Origin of the sequence: Escherichia sp. E1130, from assembly GCF_005781065.1 — a bacterium.
GTDB lineage: Bacteria > Pseudomonadota > Gammaproteobacteria > Enterobacterales > Enterobacteriaceae > Escherichia.
The window spans coordinates 107,281-131,060 of the sequence record NZ_VATL01000019.1; the positions used below are offsets into that span (position 1 = coordinate 107,281).

24 protein-coding genes are annotated in these 23,780 nt (G+C 49.1%); 11 read left to right on the forward strand and 13 right to left on the reverse strand.

Annotated elements, in window-relative coordinates; genetic code table 11:
* Positions 1 to 490 precede the first annotated feature (490 nt).
* The 3 genes from fabI to FEK66_RS18205 all read left to right on the forward strand — a co-directional run bounded on the left by fabI (position 491) and on the right by FEK66_RS18205 (position 4,552).
* Positions 491 to 1,279, forward strand: coding sequence for an enoyl-ACP reductase FabI (gene fabI / locus FEK66_RS18195; protein WP_000506490.1), 789 nt, complete (start codon positions 491 to 493; stop codon positions 1,277 to 1,279).
* A 143-nt stretch (positions 1,280 to 1,422) separates the two neighbouring features.
* Positions 1,423 to 2,550 carry a CMD domain-containing protein gene (locus FEK66_RS18200; protein ID WP_135493850.1) on the forward strand — a complete coding sequence of 376 codons (1,128 nt, stop codon included), beginning with the start codon at positions 1,423 to 1,425 and terminating at the stop codon, positions 2,548 to 2,550.
* Between the two features lie 67 nt (positions 2,551 to 2,617).
* Positions 2,618 to 4,552, forward strand: a complete 1,935-nt coding sequence (locus FEK66_RS18205; protein WP_130208827.1) for an exoribonuclease II — start codon at positions 2,618 to 2,620, stop codon at positions 4,550 to 4,552.
* Positions 4,553 to 4,615: 63 nt separating this feature from the next.
* Here FEK66_RS18205 and FEK66_RS18210 read toward each other — a convergent pair whose 3' ends face one another.
* The gene (locus FEK66_RS18210; protein WP_135493848.1) at positions 4,616 to 4,738 is read right to left on the reverse strand and encodes a hypothetical protein; all 123 of its coding nucleotides are present in this window, start codon (positions 4,736 to 4,738) and stop codon (positions 4,616 to 4,618) included.
* Between the two features lie 53 nt (positions 4,739 to 4,791).
* Between FEK66_RS18210 and pdeR the strand changes: the two genes are divergently transcribed.
* From pdeR to osmB, 4 genes are all read left to right on the forward strand, one after another.
* Positions 4,792 to 6,777: a cyclic di-GMP phosphodiesterase gene (gene pdeR / locus FEK66_RS18215; protein ID WP_135493846.1), complete on the forward strand. Its 1,986-nt coding sequence runs from the start codon at positions 4,792 to 4,794 to the stop codon at positions 6,775 to 6,777.
* Between the two features lie 148 nt (positions 6,778 to 6,925).
* Positions 6,926 to 7,099: a protein YciZ gene (gene yciZ, locus FEK66_RS18220; protein WP_130208833.1), complete on the forward strand. Its 174-nt coding sequence runs from the start codon at positions 6,926 to 6,928 to the stop codon at positions 7,097 to 7,099.
* A gap of 93 nt (positions 7,100 to 7,192) precedes the next feature.
* Positions 7,193 to 7,942, forward strand: a complete 750-nt coding sequence (locus FEK66_RS18225) for a DNA-binding transcriptional regulator YciT (protein ID WP_135493844.1) — start codon at positions 7,193 to 7,195, stop codon at positions 7,940 to 7,942.
* A gap of 266 nt (positions 7,943 to 8,208) precedes the next feature.
* Positions 8,209 to 8,427, forward strand: a complete 219-nt coding sequence (osmB, locus tag FEK66_RS18230) for an osmotically-inducible lipoprotein OsmB (protein WP_000498252.1) — start codon at positions 8,209 to 8,211, stop codon at positions 8,425 to 8,427.
* A 126-nt stretch (positions 8,428 to 8,553) separates the two neighbouring features.
* On the opposite strand, the gene yciH is transcribed toward osmB, so the two are convergent.
* The 5 genes from yciH to pgpB form a co-directional block, all read right to left on the reverse strand.
* Positions 8,554 to 8,880, reverse strand: a complete 327-nt coding sequence (gene yciH, locus FEK66_RS18235) for a stress response translation initiation inhibitor YciH (RefSeq protein WP_135406484.1) — start codon at positions 8,878 to 8,880, stop codon at positions 8,554 to 8,556.
* The gene (gene pyrF / locus FEK66_RS18240) at positions 8,880 to 9,617 is read right to left on the reverse strand and encodes an orotidine-5'-phosphate decarboxylase (RefSeq protein ID WP_135406482.1); all 738 of its coding nucleotides are present in this window, start codon (positions 9,615 to 9,617) and stop codon (positions 8,880 to 8,882) included. Before pyrF ends, yciH begins: the two co-directional genes overlap by 1 nt.
* Before the next feature lie 193 nt (positions 9,618 to 9,810).
* On the reverse strand, positions 9,811 to 10,980 hold the full coding sequence (gene lapB / locus FEK66_RS18245; protein WP_130208841.1) for a lipopolysaccharide assembly protein LapB: 1,170 nt from the start codon (positions 10,978 to 10,980) through the stop codon (positions 9,811 to 9,813).
* Between the two features lie 6 nt (positions 10,981 to 10,986).
* Positions 10,987 to 11,295, reverse strand: a complete 309-nt coding sequence (lapA, locus tag FEK66_RS18250) for a lipopolysaccharide assembly protein LapA (RefSeq protein ID WP_130208843.1) — start codon at positions 11,293 to 11,295, stop codon at positions 10,987 to 10,989.
* Between the two features lie 148 nt (positions 11,296 to 11,443).
* On the reverse strand, positions 11,444 to 12,208 hold the full coding sequence (pgpB, locus tag FEK66_RS18255) for a phosphatidylglycerophosphatase B (protein WP_135493842.1): 765 nt from the start codon (positions 12,206 to 12,208) through the stop codon (positions 11,444 to 11,446).
* 168 nt (positions 12,209 to 12,376) lie between these two features.
* Here pgpB and ribA point away from each other — a divergent pair, with 168 nt between their 5' ends.
* Positions 12,377 to 12,967: a GTP cyclohydrolase II gene (ribA, locus tag FEK66_RS18260; RefSeq protein ID WP_130208847.1), complete on the forward strand. Its 591-nt coding sequence runs from the start codon at positions 12,377 to 12,379 to the stop codon at positions 12,965 to 12,967.
* Positions 12,968 to 13,029: 62 nt separating this feature from the next.
* On the opposite strand, the gene acnA is transcribed toward ribA, so the two are convergent.
* The 6 genes from acnA to topA all read right to left on the reverse strand — a co-directional run bounded on the left by acnA (position 13,030) and on the right by topA (position 20,494).
* A complete protein-coding gene (gene acnA, locus FEK66_RS18265) occupies positions 13,030 to 15,705 on the reverse strand; it encodes an aconitate hydratase AcnA (protein ID WP_135493840.1) in 2,676 nt (891 codons plus the stop codon).
* 163 nt (positions 15,706 to 15,868) lie between these two features.
* Entirely contained in the window at positions 15,869 to 15,964 is a 96-nt protein-coding gene (gene ymiC, locus FEK66_RS18270) for a small membrane protein YmiC (RefSeq protein ID WP_130208851.1), read from the reverse strand.
* A 115-nt stretch (positions 15,965 to 16,079) separates the two neighbouring features.
* Positions 16,080 to 16,250 carry a hypothetical protein gene (locus tag FEK66_RS18275; protein ID WP_130208853.1) on the reverse strand — a complete coding sequence of 57 codons (171 nt, stop codon included), beginning with the start codon at positions 16,248 to 16,250 and terminating at the stop codon, positions 16,080 to 16,082.
* Between the two features lie 2 nt (positions 16,251 to 16,252).
* The gene (locus FEK66_RS18280) at positions 16,253 to 16,393 is read right to left on the reverse strand and encodes a YmiA family putative membrane protein (RefSeq protein ID WP_212741620.1); all 141 of its coding nucleotides are present in this window, start codon (positions 16,391 to 16,393) and stop codon (positions 16,253 to 16,255) included.
* A gap of 319 nt (positions 16,394 to 16,712) precedes the next feature.
* The gene (gene cysB / locus FEK66_RS18285) at positions 16,713 to 17,687 is read right to left on the reverse strand and encodes an HTH-type transcriptional regulator CysB (protein ID WP_064527218.1); all 975 of its coding nucleotides are present in this window, start codon (positions 17,685 to 17,687) and stop codon (positions 16,713 to 16,715) included.
* Positions 17,688 to 17,896: 209 nt separating this feature from the next.
* Entirely contained in the window at positions 17,897 to 20,494 is a 2,598-nt protein-coding gene (topA, locus tag FEK66_RS18290; RefSeq protein ID WP_130208855.1) for a type I DNA topoisomerase, read from the reverse strand.
* A gap of 378 nt (positions 20,495 to 20,872) precedes the next feature.
* Between topA and FEK66_RS18295 the strand changes: the two genes are divergently transcribed.
* Complete coding sequence (locus FEK66_RS18295; RefSeq protein WP_135493836.1) at positions 20,873 to 21,124, forward strand: YciN family protein; 252 nt, start codon at positions 20,873 to 20,875, stop codon at positions 21,122 to 21,124.
* 35 nt (positions 21,125 to 21,159) lie between these two features.
* On the opposite strand, the gene sohB is transcribed toward FEK66_RS18295, so the two are convergent.
* A complete protein-coding gene (gene sohB / locus FEK66_RS18300; RefSeq protein WP_131161800.1) occupies positions 21,160 to 22,209 on the reverse strand; it encodes a protease SohB in 1,050 nt (349 codons plus the stop codon).
* 218 nt (positions 22,210 to 22,427) lie between these two features.
* On the opposite strand from sohB, the gene FEK66_RS18305 reads away from it, so the two are divergent.
* A complete protein-coding gene (locus FEK66_RS18305; protein ID WP_130259728.1) occupies positions 22,428 to 23,186 on the forward strand; it encodes a YciK family oxidoreductase in 759 nt (252 codons plus the stop codon).
* Positions 23,183 to 23,773 (forward strand): cob(I)yrinic acid a,c-diamide adenosyltransferase, encoded by a 591-nt coding sequence (gene cobO / locus FEK66_RS18310; RefSeq protein ID WP_130259727.1) that lies wholly within the window; start codon positions 23,183 to 23,185, stop codon positions 23,771 to 23,773. The genes FEK66_RS18305 and cobO overlap by 4 nt, the downstream gene beginning before the upstream one ends.
* The last annotated feature ends 7 nt before the right edge of the window (positions 23,774 to 23,780 follow it).

Genomic DNA, 23,780 nt, shown 5'->3' on the forward strand with positions numbered 1-23,780 from the left:
GTGAGAACGATCATTCTCATTTTTGCCAATTATACATTTCTCCAAAGTGAGGGAAAGTATTTTTATCTCATTCATGGTGTATATTCTGATAATGAAGAGATTGTGGAGATTCTGTGAAGATAGTTGACAATATTAAATTGGGGGCTATTTGTCAGAGATAAGACCGCGACTTGTTGTCGCCAGATTATTAATCGTCGATGACACAACAAACGCCGGACCTGATAAATCCGCGTCTGTTTTATCATCAAACTTACCGGAAGTAATACGAATAGTTTTAAAGCCAGACGCTATAAGATATTTCCACAATCGGCCCCTCGCAGGCGTCGCAAAATGCTCTGGACTGCTGATTCTCTCCGGTACAGAAAGCGCAACTATAGCCACCCACAGCCAGGTTGATTATAATAACCGTTTATCTGTTCGTACTGTTTACTAAAACGACGAATCGCCTGATTTTCAGGCACAACAAGCATCAACAATAAGGATTAAAGCTATGGGTTTTCTTTCCGGTAAGCGCATTCTGGTAACCGGTGTTGCCAGCAAACTGTCCATCGCCTACGGTATCGCTCAGGCGATGCACCGCGAAGGAGCTGAACTGGCATTCACCTACCAGAACGACAAACTGAAAGGCCGCGTAGAAGAATTTGCCGCTCAATTAGGTTCTGACATCGTTCTGCAGTGCGATGTTGCCGAAGATGCCAGCATCGACACCATGTTCGCTGAACTGGGTAAAGTTTGGCCGAAATTTGACGGTTTCGTACACTCTATTGGTTTTGCACCTGGCGATCAGCTGGATGGCGACTATGTTAATGCCGTAACTCGTGAAGGCTTCAAAATTGCCCACGACATTAGCTCCTACAGCTTCGTTGCAATGGCAAAAGCTTGCCGCTCCATGCTGAATCCGGGCTCTGCTCTGCTGACCCTTTCCTATCTGGGCGCTGAGCGCGCTATCCCGAACTACAACGTTATGGGTCTGGCAAAAGCGTCTCTGGAAGCTAACGTGCGCTATATGGCCAACGCAATGGGGCCGGAAGGTGTGCGTGTTAACGCCATTTCCGCAGGTCCGATCCGTACGCTGGCCGCTTCCGGCATCAAAGACTTCCGTAAAATGCTGGCGCACTGCGAAGCCGTTACGCCGATTCGTCGTACCGTTACCATCGAAGATGTGGGTAACTCCGCAGCGTTCCTGTGCTCCGATCTCTCTGCCGGTATCTCCGGTGAAGTGGTCCACGTTGACGGCGGTTTCAGCATCGCTGCAATGAACGAACTGGAACTGAAATAATCGTTCTGTTGGTCAAGATGGGCGGCGTTCTGCCGCCCGTTTTCTCTGTTATACCTTTCTGATATTTGTTATCGCCGATCCGTCTTTCTCCCCTTCCCGCCTTGCGTCAGGATAACGATTTCCGTTATGACCAAGGAGCGCCCATGGAACAACGCCACAGTTCAGGAAAAAGCCATTGGTATCATGAAATCCAATCCAGCACTTCAGAGCATAACGTTCTGCCACTTGTACCCGAAGCCGCAAAGGTCAACGACCCTTTTTTGCTCGACGTGATTCTTGAGGAACAAACGCTGGCCCCCTTTCAGTCATGGCTGGCACCCGCACGTGCACTCGCTGGAACATTGTTCCCGGATCAGCTGGCCGTGACCCGCTTGCAGACATTCACCGCTTATGAACGCCTGTCTACAGCTCTGACTGTTGCCCAGGTCTGCGGCGTCCAGCGGTTGTGCAACTACTATTCCGCGCGCCTGACACCACTTCCCGGACCGGATTCCTCCAGGGAAAGTAATCATCGGCTGGCGCAAATCACACAATATGCCCGCCAACTGGCCTTCTCTCCATCTATTATCGACGGTCGATCCCGTGAGCATCTTAAAGATGTCGGCCTTACCGCCTGGGACTGTGTGTTCATTAACCAAATTATTGGCTTTGTCGGTTTTCAGGCGCGAGTGATTGCCTCATTGCAGGCTTATCTTGAGCAACCAGTTCGTTGGCTACCCGGTCCGGAGATGCAAAACTACGCCGATGCATCACTATTTGCGAATGAATCAACTCGCTGGCGTACCTGCTACGCCGTAGAAAAATCATGTGAAGATGCGGTGAATAGTTCGTCGGTTGAACTCAGCCAACTGACCGAAATACTCAATCTTCACCCAGCTCTACTTTCACGCCTTGAGGAGCTATTCGCCAGCACATTGGTTAGCGCCAAAACCAACCATCAACTTGCGACGTTGTTAACCGCGCGGATTAATGGCAGCGCCGCTTGCTTCGCTAGCCAAACATATTCAACAGCAGAATATAAAGAGGCAATCCTCATTCTACGTCAGGGCGAAAATGAAATTAATCGGTGGGCTGATAGCCATTGTGTTGAGCGCGCTACCGTTCAGGCGATACAATGGCTGACCCGAGCACCCGATCGCTTTAGCGCCGCCCAGTTCAGCCCATTACTCGAACACGAAATATCATCAACACAGGTTATTAATTTGTTGGTATGGAGCGGGCTTTGTGGCTGGATCAATCGCTTAAAAATCGCGTTGGGTGAAACATATTAACCTTGCTGCGTCAGACAGAATCGCGTAAAACTGTCAGCCGCTCTAATGGCCACCAAAATAGACAATTATGTTTCAGGACAACCCGCTGCTAGCGCAGCTTAAACAGCAACTGCATTCCCAGACGCCCCGCGCTGAAGGGGTGGTAAAAGCCACTGAAAAAGGCTTTGGCTTCCTGGAAGTCGATGCACAGAAAAGTTATTTCATTCCGCCGCCGCAAATGAAAAAAGTGATGCATGGCGACAGAATTATCGCAGTCATCCACAGCGAAAAAGATCGTGAATCTGCCGAACCAGAAGAGCTGGTTGAACCTTTTCTAACCCGCTTCGTGGGTAAAGTTCAGGGCAAGAATGACCGTCTGGCCATTGTCCCTGATCATCCATTATTGAAAGATGCCATTCCTTGCCGCGCAGCCCGTGGCCTGACACATGAATTTAAAGAAGGCGACTGGGCAGTTGCCGAAATGCGCCGTCATCCATTGAAAGGCGATCGTTCTTTCTATGCAGAACTCACGCAGTACATCACTTTTGGCGACGATCACTTCGTGCCGTGGTGGGTAACTCTGGCGCGTCATAACCTGGAAAAAGAAGCGCCGAACGGCGTTGCTACTGAAATGCTCGACGAAGGTCTGGTGCGCGAAGATCTGACTGCACTGGATTTTGTCACCATCGATAGCGCCAGCACGGAAGATATGGATGACGCCCTCTTCGCGAAGGCGCTCCCGGATGACAAACTGCAACTGATCGTGGCGATTGCCGATCCAACCGCGTGGATTGCAGAAGGTAGCAAACTGGACAAAGCGGCAAAAGTTCGTGCATTCACCAACTATCTGCCAGGTTTCAACATCCCAATGCTGCCGCGTGAGCTTTCCGACGATCTCTGCTCACTGCGCGCCAATGAAGTTCGCCCGGTAATGGCGTGTCGGATGACGCTCTCCGCAGATGGCACCATTGAAGACAATATCGAGTTCTTTGCCGCGACTATCGAGTCCAAAGCGAAACTGGTTTATGACCAGGTTTCCGACTGGCTGGAAAACACCGGCGACTGGCAGCCAGAAAGTGAGGCCATTGCCGAACAAATTCGCCTTCTGGCGCAAATTTGCCAGCGTCGCGGCGAGTGGCGCCATAACCATGCACTGGTGTTTAAAGATCGCCCGGATTACCGTTTTATTCTCGGTGAAAAAGGTGAAGTGCTGGATATCGTCGCCGAGCCTCGTCGTATTGCCAACCGTATCGTCGAAGAAGCGATGATTGCTGCTAACATTTGTGCTGCCCGCGTACTGCGCGATAAGCTCGGTTTTGGTATCTATAACGTGCATATGGGCTTTGATCCGGCAAATGCTGAAGCGCTGGCAGCATTGCTAAAAACGCACGGTCTGCATGTCGATGCTGAAGAAGTGCTCACGCTGGATGGTTTCTGCAAGCTGCGTCGCGAACTGGATGCGCAACCAACCGGTTTCCTCGACAGCCGTATTCGTCGTTTCCAGTCCTTTGCCGAAATCAGCACTGAGCCAGGCCCTCACTTTGGCCTCGGTCTGGAAGCGTATGCCACCTGGACCTCACCAATCCGTAAGTATGGCGACATGATCAACCATCGTCTGCTGAAAGCGGTCATCAAAGGCGAAACGGCGACGCGTCCGCAGGATGAGATCACCGTTCAAATGGCCGAGCGTCGTCGTCTCAACAGGATGGCGGAACGTGATGTCGGTGATTGGTTATACGCCCGTTTCCTGAAAGACAAAGCCGGGACCGACACCCGTTTTGCGGCGGAAATTGTCGATATCAGCCGTGGCGGCATGCGTGTGCGTCTGGTTGATAATGGCGCTATCGCTTTTATTCCTGCGCCATTCTTACACGCCGTACGCGACGAACTGGTTTGCAGTCAGGAAAATGGCACCGTGCAAATTAAAGGTGAAACGGTTTACAAGGTAACCGATGTTATCGACGTCACTATTGCCGAAGTTCGTATGGAAACTCGCAGCATTATTGCTCGTCCGGTAGCGTAATATTCTTTTCCGGCCCATTCATTACGGATGGGCCGTTTACTTTACTCGTCTCCGCATTCGTTTTTATCCCCCCAGACTTTTTTCACAGACTTTCGTTTGTAAACTGGCGTTTTTCCAAAACTGGATTACAAATAAATATATAAATAAAACAATACGTTTAGCCGTCGCTAATTTTATGTAATTCATGTTGGACCTTTCTTTTAATCGCGAACTCCGCTGTTAACCGGAAGACACGCTTCATGAAAACAGTTAGGGAGTCCACAACGTTGTACAACTTTCTCGGATCGCACAATCCATACTGGCGTTTATCGGAAAGCAGCGATGTTTTGCGCTTTTCCACCACCGAAACCACAGAACCTGAACGTACTTTGCAGTTAACTGCTGAACAGGCTGCTCGCATCAGGGAAATGACGGTCATCACTTCCAGCCTGATGATGAGTCTGACCGTCAATGAGAGCGATCTTTCTGTGCATCTGGTTGGACGAAAAATCAATAAGCGCGAATGGGGCGGCAACGCGTCTGCATGGCATGACACACTTGCAGTAGCCCGCGATTTATCGCATGGGCTTTCTTTTGCTGAACAGGTAGTGTCTGAAGCTCATTCCGCGATAGTCATTCTTGACAGCCGGGGAAATATCCAACGGTTTAATCGATTATGTGAAGAATACACAGGTTTCAAAGAGCACGATGTCATTGGGCAAAGCGTATTTAAGCTATTTATGAGTCGTCGTGAAGCTGCGGCATCCAGCCGCAATAACCGAGGCTTTTTTCGCAGTGGTAATGCTTATGAAATTGAGCTCTGGATACCAACGCGCAACGGTCAACGGCTATTTCTGTTTCGCAACAAATTTGTGCACAGCGGTAGCGGCAAAAATGAGATCTATTTAATCTGTTCCGGCACCGATATTACCGAAGAGCGTCGCGCCCAGGAACGACTTCGCATACTGGCAAATACCGACAGCATCACTGGACTACCGAATCGTAACGCCATGCAGGCGTTAATCGATCATGCCATTGATCAAGCTAACGACTGTAAGGTTGGTGTTGTATATCTTGATTTAGACAATTTTAAAAAGGTAAACGACGCTTACGGGCATTTATTTGGCGACCAGTTGTTACGTGAGGTGTCACTGGCCATTTTAAGCTGCCTTGAACAGGATCAGGTGCTGGCGCGTCCTGGCGGGGATGAGTTTCTGGTGCTGGCACCCAATACATCACAAAGCGCACTGGAAGCGATGGCATCACGTATTTTAACCCGGCTTCGCCAACCCTTCCGTATTGGTTTAATTGAAGTTTATACTGGCTGTTCCGTCGGTATTTCACTTTCGCCACAACATGGTATGGACAGCGCAGCCATTATTCGCCATGCCGACACCGCAATGTACACCGCAAAAGAAGGTGGGCGCGGACAGTTCTGTGTTTTTTCGCCAGAAATGAACCAACGTGTTTTCGAATATCTTTGGCTTGATACCAACCTGCGTAAAGCGCTGGAAAACGATCAGTTAGTTATTCATTATCAACCAAAAATCACCTGGCGCGGTGAAGTTCGAAGCCTGGAAGCGTTGGTGCGCTGGCAGTCGCCTGAACGCGGACTCATTCCCCCGTTAGACTTTATTTCCTATGCAGAAGAGTCTGGGCTAATTGTTCCATTAGGACGTTGGGTGATTCTCGATGTGGTGCGTCAGGTGGCGAAATGGCGTGATAAAGGCATTAATCTGCGGGTAGCGGTGAACATCTCTGCTCGCCAGTTTGCCGATCAAACTCTTTTTACCGATCTGAAGCAGGTTCTTCAAGAACTGAATTTTGAATACTGCCCTATTGATATCGAGTTAACTGAAAGCTGTCTGATAGAAAATGATGAACTCGCCCTCTCCGTCATTCAGCAATTTAGTCAGTTAGGCGCGCAAGTGCATTTGGATGATTTTGGCACCGGTTACTCTTCGCTTTCGCAACTGGCCCGTTTTCCCATCGATGCCATTAAACTTGACCAGGCTTTTGTCCGTAATATTCACAAACAACCTGTCTCGCAGTCATTAGTGCGTGCGATTGTCGCCGTCGCACAGGCATTGAATCTGCAAGTCATCGCCGAAGGCGTGGAAAGCAAAAAAGAAGATGCCTTTTTAACCAAAAACGGCATCAATGAGAGGCAAGGATTTTTGTTTGCCAAACCAATGCCTGCCGTGGCCTTTGAACGTTGGTTTAAACGTTACCTGAAACGCTTATAAAGAGACGAATGTATATAATTAGCGATATATAATCTTATCACACATCATTTTCTCGAATGAAAATTGGCCTTTGCCACTATACGCTTCTCTTTTAGTGGCAATTTTTGCATTATTCATTTTTGCCTTTATTTGCCATAAGGATACCCTCATGTCTGAATTTGATGCCCAGCGCGTTGCCGAACGTATTGATATTGTGTTAGATATCCTTGTGGCGGGCGATCACCACTCTGCGATCCATAATCTCGAGATACTAAAAGCAGAACTCTTGCGCCAGGTTGCTGCATCTACGCCAGACATCCCGAAGGCACCGTGGGAGATTTAACAGTCGTGCTTTCAGGCTTTCCATTTAGCAGAAAAGGATGCCAGGCGCGTCAGCTTTTTTATTGAATATTATAACGTTATAAGAATTACAGCGATGAATTCCCGACAACAAACAATTCTACAGATGGTCATTGACCAGGGTCAGGTTAGCGTAACCGAACTGGCAAAAACCACTGGTGTTTCTGAAGTTACTATTCGCCAGGATCTCAACACCCTCGAAAAACTGAGTTATCTGCGCCGCGCGCATGGTTTTGCAGTTTCGCTTGATAGCGATGATGTTGAAACCAGGATGATGAGTAATTATACGCTGAAGCGTGAACTTGCCGAGTTTGCGGCTGCTCTGGTTCAGTCAGGTGAAACTATCTTTATTGAAAATGGCAGCAGCAATGCCCTTCTGGCTCGCACGTTAGGCGAACAGAAGAAAGATGTTACCATCATTACGGTTAGCAGCTACATTGCGCATTTGTTGAAAGACGCCCCCTGTGAAGTCATTTTACTTGGTGGCGTGTACCAGAAAAAAAGCGAAAGCATGGTTGGCCCTCTGACACGTCAGTGTATCCAGCAGGTTCATTTCAGTAAGGCATTTATTGGTATTGATGGCTGGCAACCTGAAACTGGATTTACTGGACGCGACATGATGCGTACCGACGTAGTCAATGCAGTGTTGGAAAAAGAGTGCGAAGCAATAGTTCTGACGGACAGCTCAAAATTTGGTGCCGTACATTCTTACTCCATCGGCCCTGTTGAGAAAATCAAACGGGTCATTACCGACTCGAAGATACCTGCCAGCCACCTGTTGCATCTTGAGCATAATAGACTGACAGTTCACGTCGTCGACAATTAATTTCCCCTCCTCTACGGATGATTTGCACTTTCGCAAATCATCCGCTCTAAGATGATTCCTGGCTGTTAATTAAGACTATTTACCTGTCCTTAAAACTTCAAAGTTGTAAACTTAACATTAGCGATATAACAGGAAGTGACTGTCACCTGCGTGATATAACCCTGCGCGAGAGGATTTCACGGAAAATAACTTTTTCAGAAAGCGTCTTAACTATTATAGTTAAAGAGAGCTTACTTCCGTGAATCATAAATTCAGGAGAGAGTATTATGTTTGTAACGAGCAAAAAAATGACCGCGGCTGTTCTGGCGATTACGCTGGCTATGTCTCTGAGTGCCTGTTCTAACTGGTCTAAACGAGATCGTAATACCGCAATCGGTGCGGGTGCAGGTGCTTTAGGTGGTGCAGTACTGACTGATGGCAGCACGCTGGGTACGTTAGGCGGTGCGGCAGTCGGTGGTATTATCGGTCACCAGGTCGGTAAATAATCGTAAATAAATGTCGATTAGCGACTCGCAATTATAATACGCTTAACTCTGTTCAGTACGAAATAACTGAATAATACACACAGTAAAATAAACGAAAGCCACGGAATATTTTCGTGGCTTTTTTTGTTAACCGCCGGCGAGTTTTACCTTCATGCCTTTCGCTTCAAGCATTGATTTTAATAAATCACGCTTATCACCCTGAATTTCGATAATTCCTTCTTTTACTGACCCTCCGCAGCCGCATTTTTTCTTCAGTTCTGCCGCTAGCTTTATCAGTTCAGCTTCATCGAGATCAACACCAGTAATCAGGCAAACACCCTTACCTTTACGGCCGCTGGTTTGACGTTGAATACGCACAACGCCATCACCTTTAGGGCGTAAAGGGGCCACTTTCGGTTCATCGATACGTCCAGTCTCCGTTGAATAGACCAGACGGCTGTTGGAATCACTCATTATGCACTCCGCTGTAACGAGGCGTTGATCGCTTTCAGCGTTTGCGCTGGATCCGCAGATTGCGTCACCGGGCGACCAATCACCATATAATCAACCCCAGCTGCCAGCGCCTGTTCTGGCGTCATAATGCGGCGCTGGTCTCCAGCATCACTCCCCTGCGGACGAATACCCGGCGTAACCAGTTTGAAGTCCTGACCAAACGCTTGTTTAAAACGAACGGCTTCCTGGGCAGAACACACCACGCCATCAAGACCACATTTTTGTGTCAGCGCCGCCAGACGCTCTGCATAATCCGCTGGTGACAGTGTCACGCCGAGATCCGCCAGATCGCTTGATTCCATGCTAGTCAGCACAGTTACCGCTATTAACAACGGCGCGTCTTTGCCAAACGGAACCAGCGCCTCACGAGCAGCGGTCATCATACGCGCCCCGCCAGAGGCATGAACATTCACCATCCACACACCTAAGTCAGCCGCTGCAGCCACGGCGTGCGCTGCTGTGTTGGGAATGTCGTGAAATTTCAGGTCAAGGAAGATATCAAAACCACGCTCTTGCAGTTCACGGACAAACTGTGGCCCAAACAGCGTAAACATCTCTTTGCCAACTTTCAGACGACAATCGCGTGGGTCGATTTTTTCGACAAATGCCAGCGCAGCATCACGATTATTATAATCAAGGGCAACAACGACGGGAGAACGCGTAACAGCGCGGGAAGAAGATGAAGCAGTTAACGTCATGACCAGACCTTCTTGATGATGGGCACCGGAAGTGGCGCGAAAAAGGTAAACGGCGTGCATTCTACCCGTGGAAATAAAAAATTAACAGTTGCGATTTCTCCCCTGTCAGGCTTTTTTATGCAGGCGTTACCGAAGCACATTTGTTGATAACAACCATTAGTATGTTGTAACTAAAGTTGATTTTTTTTAAAAACTACAGACCGTCCAGACCACGAATTGGTTTAATGGTCGACCAGGCCCGACAGGACGGACAATGCCAGTAAAGGGTATAAGCGGTAAAACCACACTTCTGGCAGCGATAACGCGGCTTACTGCGTACCTTCTCACCAACCATATCGCGCAGCACCATCAGGCTCTCTTTTGCACGCCCTTCTTCCGCTTCATTGAGGTGGTAATCCATCAATTTGTGGAACACGCGCATGGTTGGATGACGTTGCAACTGCCGCGTAATGTAAACCTGAGCTGCATCGCTCCCGTCACGCGATTCAATGATGTCAGCAAGCATCAGTTCAGCATCAGCACCCGTATTTTCTTCCACCGCTCGCTGGAGAAACTCTGCCCATTCGTCAGTTTTACCCAACTGCTGATAGCAGGTTTGCAGCATTTCCAGCGTTTCGCTGACCAGTTCTCTGTCCTGAGAAATAACGCGTTGCAGGCTTTCGACCGCTTTGCCATACTCGCCTTTGGCCATAAAAACACGCCCCATCATGATGGATACGCGCGCGCTGTTTTTGTCGGCCGCCGCCCCTTTTTTCAGCAACGTCATGGCACGATCGAGATCTTCGCTGGCAATGTATTGAAGAGCTAATTCACAATAGAAATGAGCTATTTCGACCCGCTGTTTATCTTTACCCAGTTTAACCAAACGTTCGGCGACATCGATCGCCTTTTGCCATTCACTGGTGGCCTGGTAGATTTGCAGGAGTTGTTGCAAAGCGCCAACACGGAAGTCAGTTTCATCAGTCAATTGATTAAACATATCTTCCGCACGATCGTACAATCCGGCAGCCATGTAATCACGACCCAGTTGCTGAATTGCCAACAGGCGCTGTTCATAGGTCAGCGAGGCGCTTTCCATTAAGGTTTGGTGGATGCGAATTGCGCGATCGACTTCGCCACGGGATCGGAACAAGTTTCCGAGCGTAAGGTGGGCTTCAACGGTGCCGGTGTCCTCTTTGAGCATATCGAGGAACAGGTCCACCGCCTTATCTTGTTGATTGCTAAGCAGAAAGTTAACCCCCGCCACGTAATCACGTGACAGGCGATTGGCTTCATCTTGCTTGTTTTGTTGCGCACTTCTGCGGCCCATATACCAGCCATAGGCAGCGGCTACAGGCAAAAGCAGAAACAACAACTCCAGCATAGAAGGTTATTCCTTCGCCACTGACGCATGCGGCGCTACCGCCACATCAGTCGCGGGTGAAAGCTGGTTTTCCAGTCGCTTTATTTTACGTTCAGCACGCGCCAGAGAAACACGAACTCGCAGCCAGAACAGTCCGCAAATTAACCAACCGATAGCAAAACCCGCAGCAAACAATACCGCCAGCAAAGTAGAGATACGATACTCCCCTTGCGCTAACAGATAGTTAAACGTCACCTGTTGATCGTTCTGCGCACCTAACGTGACCGAAATCACGAAAATCGCCAACACCAATAAGAAAATGAGTAAATATTTCACATTACTTCCCGTTATGTGGTTAGAGCGCATAAATTATGGTCAACTTACCGCAATAGCCCTTTAAAGTACCATTTTCACGCCGACTGCGAAATGGCAACTACGTGCATTGTTGGTGATTTAAGGGCGAAAATCAGAAAATCAACCAGCGTTAACTTTCTTCTTCTCGTTGCGCTATCTCACGATTTTCTTCCGGCGGTGGTGTTAATGGCCCACAAATTCGTTGTGCAAGCCAGGTTGCCACCGCCACCAGCGCCCACGAAATCAATGTAGCCACCACCAAATCACGCGGCCAATGCATCCCGAGTAGCAGACGGCTTCCCATGACTCCCGTGGCCCAAACCAGCAAGAGTGCAATGGTGAATGTTCGCCGACGCGGCCACAGTAACCCAACGGCCAGCAGCGCCCAACTGGCAGCAAACATCGTGTGACCGGAAGGAAAGGCAAAACCCGTCTCTTTCTGCCAGTGAGAGCGTAAATAGCCCGGTATATTATTTTCTGCAGCCAACTGTTCTTTCACTAAACTTCCGCGTTCCGCACGTTTTAAAGTGTAGAACTCCTCAACCGGAATATGATGTGTTTTTTCCAGCCATATCACAAAGGGGCGCGGCTCCTGAACTTTATCTTTTATCCAGGATTTCACGCCTTGTCCAATGAGGATCGCCGCAGCCAGAATGGTAAACAGCATAATTGCGGCTTTGAGGCGAAAACGCAGACACCAGAGAAACCAAACGAATAAAATCAGATGTGTAATGACGCCCCAGGGCTGAGTAACGGTTTCAGTGATCCAAAAGGCCGCTTTTAACAGCCAACTTTGATCTCCTGGTTGCCAACGCCAGCCAGAAATCCATACAGCTACCGGCATTACAAGTAATAGTGCAGCTCCCACTGCGGTACGTCTGGCAATCGAACGCATGGCCTCTCCTTTTTATAATTCCCACAATCATAACTGAAAATGCCTGCTCCAGTAAAAATTGACAGATTTGTGCCATTCAGTGAACGATTGGCGCGTCGTGATTAGGAGAACCCCTTCGCGTTATGGCAAAATAAGCCAATACAGAACCAGCATTATCTGGAGAATTTCATGCAGCTTAAACGTGTGGCAGAAGCCAAACTGCCAACCCCATGGGGCGATTTCCTGATGGTGGGATTTGAAGAACTGGCAACCGGACACGATCATGTCGCGTTAGTTTATGGCGACATTTCAGGACATACTCCTGTCCTGGCACGCGTCCATTCTGAGTGTCTGACCGGTGATGCCCTGTTCAGCTTGCGCTGCGATTGCGGCTTCCAGCTTGAAGCGGCATTGACGCATATTGCCGAAGAAGGCCGTGGTATTTTGCTGTACCACCGTCAGGAAGGACGTAACATCGGTTTGTTGAATAAAATCCGTGCTTATGCGTTACAGGATCAAGGTTACGATACTGTAGAGGCCAATCATCAGTTAGGTTTCGCCGCTGATGAACGTGATTTCACCCTCTGCGCCGACATGTTCAAGTTACTGGGCGTTAATGAAGTCCGTCTGTTAACCAACAACCCGAAAAAAGTCGAAATTCTGACCGAAGCGGGTATCAACATTGTTGAACGCGTGCCGTTGATTGTTGGCCGTAACCCAAATAATGAACACTATCTCGATACTAAAGCCGAGAAAATGGGCCATTTGTTCAACAAATAACCCTGTTCGCTACAGACTTAATATATTTGCCGGATAATCCACATCCGGCAACTAAAGTTGAATTACTTCAACATATTACGAATGACATAATGCAAAATACCGTCGTTCTGGTAATAGGTTAATTCTGTTGCAGTGTCGATGCGACAACGGCACGGCACAACGTCCTGCACACCATCAGCTCGCGTTACTGTCACAGAAACCGTAGCGCCAGGTTGCAGATTTTGCAGATCGGCAATATCAATCTTCTCTTCCCCCGTCAGCCCTAACGATTTACGCGTCACCCCTTGCGGGAACTCCAGCGGCAAAATACCCATGCCGATTAAATTCGAACGATGAATACGTTCAAACGATTCTGCAATCACCACGCGAATACCGAGCAGACGCGGGCCTTTTGCCGCCCAGTCTCGACTCGAACCTGACCCATATTCTTTCCCGGCAATTACCGCCAGCGGTGTTTTCTCTTGCTGATAGCGCATCGCCGCATCATAAATAGAGATAACATCATTGCCTGGTAGATGGCGCGTCATCCCCCCTTCAACACCAGGCACCATTTCGTTACGAATGCGAATATTGGCGAACGTGCCACGCATCATCACTTCATGGTTACCACGACGCGAACCGTAGGAGTTAAAATCTTTACGCTCAACACCACGACCTTGTAGATATCGACCCGCGGGACTATCAGGCTTAATGCTGCCTGCCGGAGAGATATGGTCAGTGGTAACCGAATCCCCCAGCATTGCCAGAATTCGCGCACCGTGAATATCTTCCACTGGCGCAGGGGTTGCCTGCATTTCATCAAAGAAAGGCGATAAGCGAATGTAGGTCGAATCATCCTGCCATCCGTAGGTATCTGATCGTACAACCTTAATCTCCTTCCACTCCGCAGTCCCTTCGAAAACTTCCGCGTACTCCTTACGGAACATTTCAGTGGAGACTTGCGCAACAGCGCGAGCAATCTCTTGAGTCGATGGCCAGATATCTTTCAGATATACCGGATCGCCTTTACGATCGTGCCCCAGAGGTTCGGAAGCCAGGTTGATATTCATATTGCCCGCTAGTGCATAGGCAACCACCAGCGGCGGAGAAGCCAACCAGTTGGTTTTAACCAGCGGATGAATACGTCCTTCAAAGTTACGGTTGCCAGACAGTACCGCGCCAACGGTTAAATCGCCCTTTTTGATCGCGGTTTCGATAGGATCGGGCAACGGACCAGAGTTACCAATACAGGTGGTACAACCATAGCCCACAAGGTTAAAACCCAGTTCATCAAGATACGGCGTCAGTTTGGCTTTTGCCAGATAGTCAGAAACCACTTTCGAGCCAGGCGCGAGAGACGCTTTGACCCACGGTTGTCGTTTCAGCCCCAAGGTGACGGCTTTTTTCGCCAGTAATCCGGCCGCCATCAGCACGCTGGGGTTAGAGGTATTGGTACACGACGTTATCGCAGCAATAACCACCGCACCATCAGGCAACTGATACTGATACCCGTTCATAACATAATCGACCGGCTGGCGATCTTTATGCGTGGCGTTGACTTCCAGTTCATTACTGGCGGCAAAAGCTTTTGGCACATCAGGCAGCGCAATACGATCTTGTGGACGCTTTGGACCGGCAAGACTAGCGACTACGTCGTTCATATTCAATTCAAGCGTACTGGTAAACACCGGTTCATCACCTGTGTTCCGCCACATCCCCTGCGCTTTAGCATATTTCTCAACCAGTTCAACCTGGTCTTCACTACGGCCGCTTAACCGCATGTAATCGAGAGTGACAGCGTCGATTGGGAAGAAGCCGCAGGTCGCACCATATTCCGGCGACATATTGGCAATGGTTGCACGATCCGCCAGTGGCAGTGAATCCAGACCATCACCGTAAAATTCGACGAATTTACCTACTACGCCATGTTTACGTAGCATCTGAGTAACGGTCAGCACCAGGTCGGTGGCGGTAATGCCTTCACGCAGTTTACCGGTGAGTTTAAAGCCCACCACATCAGGAATAAGCATGGAAACTGGCTGACCTAACATCGCCGCTTCCGCTTCAATTCCACCAACGCCCCAGCCTAACACACCAAGACCGTTGATCATGGTCGTGTGCGAGTCGGTGCCAACGAGCGTATCCGGATAAGCAATCCACTCCCCCTCCTGCAATTCACTCCACACCGCTTTGCCGAGATATTCGAGGTTCACCTGGTGGCAAATCCCAGTGCCTGGTGGCACAACGCTAAAACGACTGAACGCCTGCTGCCCCCATTTCAGAAATACATAACGCTCGTGGTTGCGCTCCATTTCCAGGCGTACGTTTTCCTCAAATGCCTCATCATCGCCAAAGCGATCGACGGTAACCGAGTGGTCAATCACCAGATCGACTGGTGAGAGTGGATTCACCTTCGCGGTATCGCCACCGAGACGTTTTACTGCTTCCCGCATCGCCGCAAGATCAACAACAGCAGGTACGCCGGTAAAATCCTGCATCAGCACTCTGGCTGGACGGTAGGCAATTTCGCGGTCGGCATGGGCATTTTTCAGCCATCCCGCCAGCGCATGAATATCGTCTTCGGTGACCGAATTGCCATCCTGCCAGCGCAGCAGGTTTTCGAGCAGAACTTTGAGCGACTTAGGCAGACGGGTGATATCGCCCAGTGATTTGGCAGCAAGCGGCAGGCTGTAGTAGTGGTAAGTTTTATCTTTGGCCTGCAACGTGTCCTTACTGGCTTCTCGTAGGGTTGACGACATAGCTCCTCCTTAATAACAGGGTTGCGATGCCCTGATTCTCTTCAGGGTGAATATTAAAGATAACACAAACATCGCGTAACGATTTGATAACAACCCAAATTGATAAAAGAGGAGAAAACGTGTGGCAAAGCAAAAGAAAACCCCGCCGCAGCGGGGTCAGGGATCAGTGAGTAACGATCCAGAGGAGTTCAGCCCAGAAGAGCATCGACAGAGAAAATGCGCCCATCCAGGACCAGTATTTCGTATTTGTAGTGATCATAGGCTACACCCTTAACAGTTATTACTTTATGTTGAGATAACTCAACCTGTTATTGCTGTGGTGTAATAAAAGCCGTTATATTCATTAATATATTGGGGAACAAAAATGATGATAATTATTGTTTCTGCTGATCATCTTCAGCAAACATCTCTATAAAGGCTTGCTGTTGCGGTGTTAGTTTCCAGCTATGGGGTATAACGACGGAACAATCCCGTTTCGTTTCCGTTGCATTGTCATTCTGCTGACATAATGGTGACGGCTCCTGATGTTGCTCCTGAACGACCATAGTTATCCCCACACTTTCCAAATCAGCAGTGCGACAACCACCCAAAAGAGCGCAGAACCAAGAAATACCGCAAGCCAGGCTTTGCGTTTTAATTCAGGGTCCCGGCGGGGGTCCTGATTTCCAGAAGGCATTGCTAACCTCATATAATCGCCATCACTTATCAGAAAGATGCTAAACGATTGGTATAATTAATCAAATGATAGGACAAATCCTAATGAAACTTTAGTCAAAAATCCAGCGAATTTACGAATCGTTTCCAGTGAATAATTCAATCTTTTGACCTGAAATAGATATTTGAAGAGTGGAGTTTGCAACGCGGATAAATAGACACTACTTTATGCTCGATTTGCCATAAAAATTTTGTGGATATTTATATTGTGAGCGACTAACAAATAAAAAGGAATAGAGAATATATTCCGGCACCTTTGTCACATAAAAAGATGCCGGAAATAACGTGGGTAATTATTTTTCTGGCAATTTGATATCTTTGAACATGACTTCAATTTCTTCATTGGAACGCAGTGCTACGGCGGCATCAACGACGTCTCGCGTTAAATGCGGCGCAAAACGCTGAATGAAATCATACATATAGCTGCGTAAAAACGTACTACGGCGAAAACCAATTTTAGTTGTGCTGTGGCTGAAGATATCATGTGCATCGACACGCACCAGATCGGGGTCTGAAACCGGATCGACCGCCATGCTGGCAATGACCCCAACTCCCAGCCCAAGACGAACGTAGGTTTTAATGACGTCAGCATCAGTTGCTGTGAAGACAATACGCGGTGTCAGCCCTGCGCGGTTAAACGCTGTGTCCAGTTCGGAACGGCCGGTAAAGCCGAAGGTATAGGTTACTAGCGGATACTGCGCCAGTTCTTCAATCGTGATTTCCTTTTTGCCCGCCAGAGGATGATCCGGGGTTACCACAATGGCCCGGTTCCAGTGGTAGCACGGCAACATCACTAAATCTTCATATAAATGCAGGGCTTCCGTGGCAATTGCGAAATCAGCATTACCTTTAGAGACTGCATCAGCAATTTGTGTCGGCGAGCCCTGATGCATATGCAAAGAAACTCGAGGATAACGCTCGATAAAGCCTTTAATGACATTTGGCAGCGCATAACGTGCCTGAGTATGGGTAGTGGCAATATACAGCGAGCCTTTATCAGGCCAGGTGTGTTCACCGGCTACCGATTTAATGGCGTCGACCTTTGACAACACTTCACGAGCAATACGGATAATTTCCTGCCCTGCGGGGGTTACCTGCGTCAGGTGCTTACCGCTACGGGAAAAAATTTGAATGCCCAGTTCATCTTCCAACATTCTGACTTGCTTACTGATCCCGGGTTGTGATGTGTAAAGTCCTTCAGCCGTTGAGGAGACATTCAGGTTATGATTGACTACCTCAACAATATAGCGAAGTTGTTGTAATTTCATGTTAAACCATCCAATTAGACGCCATCAGAACATCGTTTTTTCGCCACACCTGGCGGGTGACTAATACGATTTAATAATAAAAAAAGTGATAACTATAACCACTATATCATTTATAGCTTTAGTGTATAGGTATGTAGAAAAAATAATATGCAATGAAAAAGGGCCGCTTTTGCGACCCTTTGTTTATAAAAACCTGACAGACTTAAAGGTTATTTTTTCCCTTCAACCCATTTGCCATCAACATAAAATGCTGACCAGCCAGTTGCCTTTCCGTCTTTTTCCGAAGAGACATATTGCTGTTTAGTTTTGCGGCTAAAGCGAACCATTGTCTTATTACCGTCTGGATCTTGCTGCGGAGCCTCCGCCAGATAACGCAGTTTTTCCGGTAGACGGTCGCGGAAGCGATAAAGCTCTTCAACCAGCGGCGCACGCGTTTCACGAGATTTCGGGAAGGTGTTGGCAGCCAGGAACACTCCAGCAGCGCCGTCACGGAGCACGAAATAAGCATCCGATTTTTCGCACGCTAATTCTGGCAGCGGAACCGGATCTTCTTTCGGTGGCGCCACTTCGCCGTTACGTAAAATCTTACGCGTGTTTTTACACTCTTCGTTGGTGCAGGCCATGTATTTACCGAAACGCCCCATTTTCAGGTGCATTTCAGAGCCACATTTTTCACACTCAACGATCGGGCCGTCATAACCTTTAATGCGGAATTCGCCCTCTTCGATCTCGTAACCATCGCAGGTTGGGTTATTACCACAAACATGCAACTTACGTTTTGGATCGATGAGATAGCTGTCCATCGCCGTGCCGCATTTCGGGCAACGACGTTTGGCGCGCAGGGCGTTAGTTTCAGCGTCTTCGCCTTCCAGTACGTTCAGTACTTCGTTTTCCGGCACCAGGTTAATGGTGGTTTTGCAACGCTCTTTCGGCGGCAGCGCATAGCCAGAACAGCCAAGGAATACCCCGGTGCTCGCTGTACGAATACCCATTTTGCGGCCACAGGTAGGGCAATCAATGCTGGTCAAAACCATCTGGTTTGGACGCATACCGCCCTCTTCCGGATCTTTTTCCGCTTTATCAAGCTGCTGGGTGAAATCCGAGAAGAAGTGATCCAGTACGGCTTTCCACTCCGCTTCGTGATTTGCCACCTGGTCGAGGCTGTTTTCCATCTGCGCGGTGAAGTCGTAATTCATTAATTCGCGGAAATTTTCTTCCAGACGATCGGTTACGATTTCACCCATTTTTTCCGCATAGAATCGACGGTTTTCCACACGCACATAGCCGCGATCCTGGATGGTCGAAATAATCGACGCATAGGTAGACGGACGACCAATACCGCGTTTTTCCAGTTCTTTAACCAGCGAGGCTTCGCTGAAACGGGCTGGCGGCTTGGTAAAGTGCTGTGCCGGAGTCAGTTCAACAAGCGACAGAGAGTCGCCTTTATCGACTGCCGGTAAAATACGATCTTCATCGCCTTTACGCAGCGCAGGCATTACTTTCGTCCAGCCATCAAAGCGCAGAATACGTCCGCGTGCTTTCAGGCGGAAATCGCCTGCACCAACGGTCAGCGTGGTGGAATCATATTTCGCCGGGGTCATCTGACAGGCAACAAACTGACGCCAGATTAACTGGTAAAGTTTCTGTGCGTCCGCTTCCATATCCTTCAGCGATTCCGCCATCACATTGACGTCAGAAGGACGAATTGCTTCGTGCGCTTCTTGTGAGTTTTCTTTGCTGGCGTACTGATTCGGACTTTCCGGCAGATATTTATTACCAAAATTATCGCTGATATAACCGCGAACCATATTTACCGCGTCCTGACTCAGGTTAGTGGAGTCAGTACGCATGTAAGTGATATAGCCTGCTTCATACAGACGCTGCGCCATCATCATGGTCTTTTTCACGCCAAAACCAAGACGAGTGCTGGCAGCCTGTTGCAGCGTAGAGGTAATAAAAGGAGCGCCAGGTTTGCTTGTGGTCGGTTTGTCTTCACGTTCCAGCACGCTATAGCGCGCTTTTTCCAGCAGACTTACCGCAGCCTGAGTTTGTTCTTTATTGACCGGGCGGAACGGTTTGTCATTCTGATGAGTCACCTGCAAAGCCAATGCCTCGCCGGATGGCGTGGTCGTGCTGGCATCCACTTCCCAGAACTCTTCCGGTACGAACGCTTTAATTTCACGCTCACGTTCAACCACCAGGCGGACCGCCACCGACTGCACACGCCCGGCAGACAGACCACGAGCAATTTTTTTCCACAGCAGCGGAGAAACCATATACCCCACCACGCGGTCCATAAAGCGACGCGCCTGCTGGGCATTAACACGATCGATATTCAGCTCACCTGGCTTGTTAAATGCCTGACGAATCGCGTTTTTCGTAATTTCGTTAAATACCACTCGGCTATAGCGCGCATCATCACCACCAATCACTTCCCGCAGGTGCCATGCAATGGCTTCCCCTTCGCGGTCAAGGTCGGTTGCGAGATAGATGTGGTCGGCTTTTTCAGCCAGTTGTTTCAGTTCAGAGACGACCTTCTCTTTACCTGGCAACACTTCATAGTGCGCCTCCCAATTGTGCCACGGGTCAACCCCCATACGGTTGACGAGAGCGCCACGTTCATCCTTTTTAGGCTTTTTAGCCGTCTTGGTGGAGGTAGAGTCGGCACTCTTTTTGGCAGCTGAGCCACTGGTCGGCAAATCGCGGATGTGACCGACGCTGGATTTCACCACGTAGTCACTACCCAGATACTTGTTGATCGTTTTGGCTTTTGCCGGGGACTCAACGATGACAAGAGCTTTACCCATATTCACCTTACCTAATTTGATTCTTCCAGGAATGCGTCGCACATTGATAAACCTTCCACTGGCAACGAGTTACCGATATGGACTCGCTCTCTGCGGATATCAACCCCTTGTCGTGACTCTGTTCACGATAATTCAGGTGACTGAGTTAACAGGTCTGGCCTACAGGCGCTATAGCACGACGTAATTTTGGTCGAATGTCAAGCAAATCTATTGCCAGATTGACGAAAGCGTCACACTGTACCTGATAAAATCCGTTACGCAACTTTATTAGCATGCAAAATCCAAAGTTGCCAGTAAGGCGCTCTTGCCGTCAGCGTGGTATATTTGTCTGCAAGCCATGCCTGGCGTAGACTAATGTCCTTGTTTAAGGAGTAAATAATGAACAAAGAGACACAACCCATCGACCGCGAAACGCTGTTGAAAGAGGCTAACAAAATCATACGTGAGCATGAGGATACGCTCGCAGGGATTGAAGCCACCGGCGTCACGCAGCGTAATGGCGTGCTGGTGTTTAGCGGCGATTATTTTTTCGATGAACAAGGATTGCCGACAGCGAAAAGCACCGCGGTGTTTAATATGTTCAAACACCTGGCCCATGTGCTCTCGGAAAAATACCATCTGGTCGATTAAAGCAAAACGCGAGGTTTTATCCTCGCGTTTATCTTTTACATCAACGGCTTTTGCCCACGTTGCCACCAGCGTAGCAACAATCGGTCGGCGCTCTCTGCCGCGCTGCCAGTGAATCGATCGATCAACCGTTTACGCTGCATATAGCGTACATTGATCACTTCACGACCTTCCATCAGGCTAAGGATCACTTCATCACTGGTATTGATTTCGTCAACCAGCCCTTTCTCTACCGCCTGTTGTCCGTACCAGTGTTCACCGGTTGCCACCATTTCAATGTCCAGAGACGGACGCATACGCTTCACAAAATCTTTAAATAACTGATGCGTTTCGTTCAGTTCTTCGCGGAATTTCTCGCGCCCTTCTTCGGTGTTTTCACCCAGCACTGTCAGCGTGCGCTTATACTGCCCGGCAGTGTGCAGTTCGATATCAATATCTTTGCTTTTCAGGAAGCGGTTAAAGTTGGGCATTTGCGCCACAACACCAATAGAGCCAACAATTGCAAACGGCGCTGAAACAATTTTATCCGCCACACAGGCCATCATGTAACCGCCGCTGGCAGCCACTTTGTCTACCGTAACGGTTAAAGGAATATTTTTATCGCGTAGGCGCTGCAACTGTGAAGCCGCCAGACCGTAACCATGTACCATGCCTCCGGGGCTTTCCAGACGCAGAACGACCTGATCCTGCGGTTTAAATGCCGCGAGTACCGCAGTAACCTCTTCACGTAGCGCGTTCACTTCATGGGCGTCCATGCTGCCCTTGAAATCCAGCACCCAGACTCGTGGCTTGCTTTCGGCTGCCACCTCGCCCAGTTTGGCTTTTGCTTTCGCTGCCTTCGCTTCTTGCTTGTGCTTTTTCTTCTGCGCTTTGTGCCACTGTTTTTGCTGATGTGGATCCATCAGCGCCGCAGCCAGTTCTTCTTTCATCTCCTTATACTGTTCGCTGAGATTGTTGACTCGTAACTCGCCACGCTGGCGTTTATTACGTTGAGCAACATTGACAATAATGGCGGCAATAGCCGCAATCGCCACCACAACGGTGACGATTTTCGCCAAAAACAAACCATATTCAGACAACAATTCCACGAGTCCCACCTTGGTTAAACAACGCTTTGGCTCACAGTTTACAACAGGCATGTTAAGCCGTCTCGCAGAGATGTTATTGCGGCGAAAGTATGACAAAGTATTCATTTTACGGCGTTATCGCCCCAGGCTGATTGAAATGCCCTCCTGTTTCAGGCATAAAACCCCAAAGTCATAAAGTACACTGGCAGCGCGACTGTTGATGTCGTCGGGGAGTAGCCATGCATTACCAACCAAAACAAGATTTACTCAATGATCGTATTATCCTGGTGACAGGCGCCAGCGACGGCATTGGTCGTGAAGCCGCTTTAACTTATGCGCGCTATGGCGCGACGGTCATTCTGCTGAGCCGGAACGAAGAAAAATTACGTCAGGTGGCCCAGAGCATGTTCGAAGAGACAGGACGCCAGCCGCAATGGTTTCTTCTCGATTTGCTGACCTGTACGTCCGAAGACTGCCAACAACTGGCACAGCGTATTGCTGTTAATTACCCGCGTCTGGACGGCGTGCTGCATAACGCCGGATTGCTCGGCGATGTTTGCCCAATGCGCGAGCAAAATCCGCAGGTCTGGCAGGACGTCATGCAGGTCAACGTTAATGCCACCTTTATGCTCACCCAGGCACTGCTTCCTTTATTACTCAAATCGGACGCCGGTTCGCTGGTCTTTACCTCATCAAGCGTTGGGCGTCAGGGGCGTGCCAACTGGGGCGCATATGCGGTGTCGAAATTTGCCACCGAAGGAATGATGCAAGTGCTGGCCGATGAATATCAGCAGCGCCTGCGCGTCAACTGCATTAACCCCGGCGGTACACGTACTGCAATGCGTGCCAGTGCTTTCCCCACCGAAGATCCACAGAAACTCAAAACACCCGCCGATATCATGCCACTCTATTTATGGCTGATGGGCGATGACAGCCGCCGTAAAACCGGCATGACCTTTGACGCCCAACCGGGCCGCAAACCAGGAATTTCCCAATGAGTGATGAACGCTACCAACAGCGTCAGCAGCGTGTTAAAGAGAAAGTTGATGCTCGCGTGGCGCAAGCGCAGGATGAGCGTGGCATTGTCATCGTCTTTACCGGCAATGGAAAAGGCAAAACCACCGCGGCATTTGGTACCGCAACTCGCGCGGTTGGCCATGGCAAAAAAGTGGGGGTCGTGCAGTTTATTAAAGGTACCTGGCCTAACGGCGAGCGCAATTTGCTGGAGCCACATGGCGTTGAGTTTCAGGTGATGGCAACGGGCTTTACCTGGGATACGCAAAATCGCGAGTCTGATACCGCCGCCTGCCGTGAAGTCTGGCAACATGCAAAGCGGATGCTGGCAGATCCCTCAGTGGATATGGTTTTGCTCGATGAGCTGACTTATATGGTGGCGTATGACTATTTGCCACTGGAAGAGGTGGTGCAGGCGTTAAATGAACGTCCAGATCAGCAGACGGTGATTATCACGGGGCGTGGTTGTCATCGGGATATTCTTGAACTGGCGGATACGGTAAGTGAGTTACGCCCCGTGAAACATGCGTTTGATGCTGGCGTAAAAGCGCAGATAGGGATCGATTACTAAGTGAAAG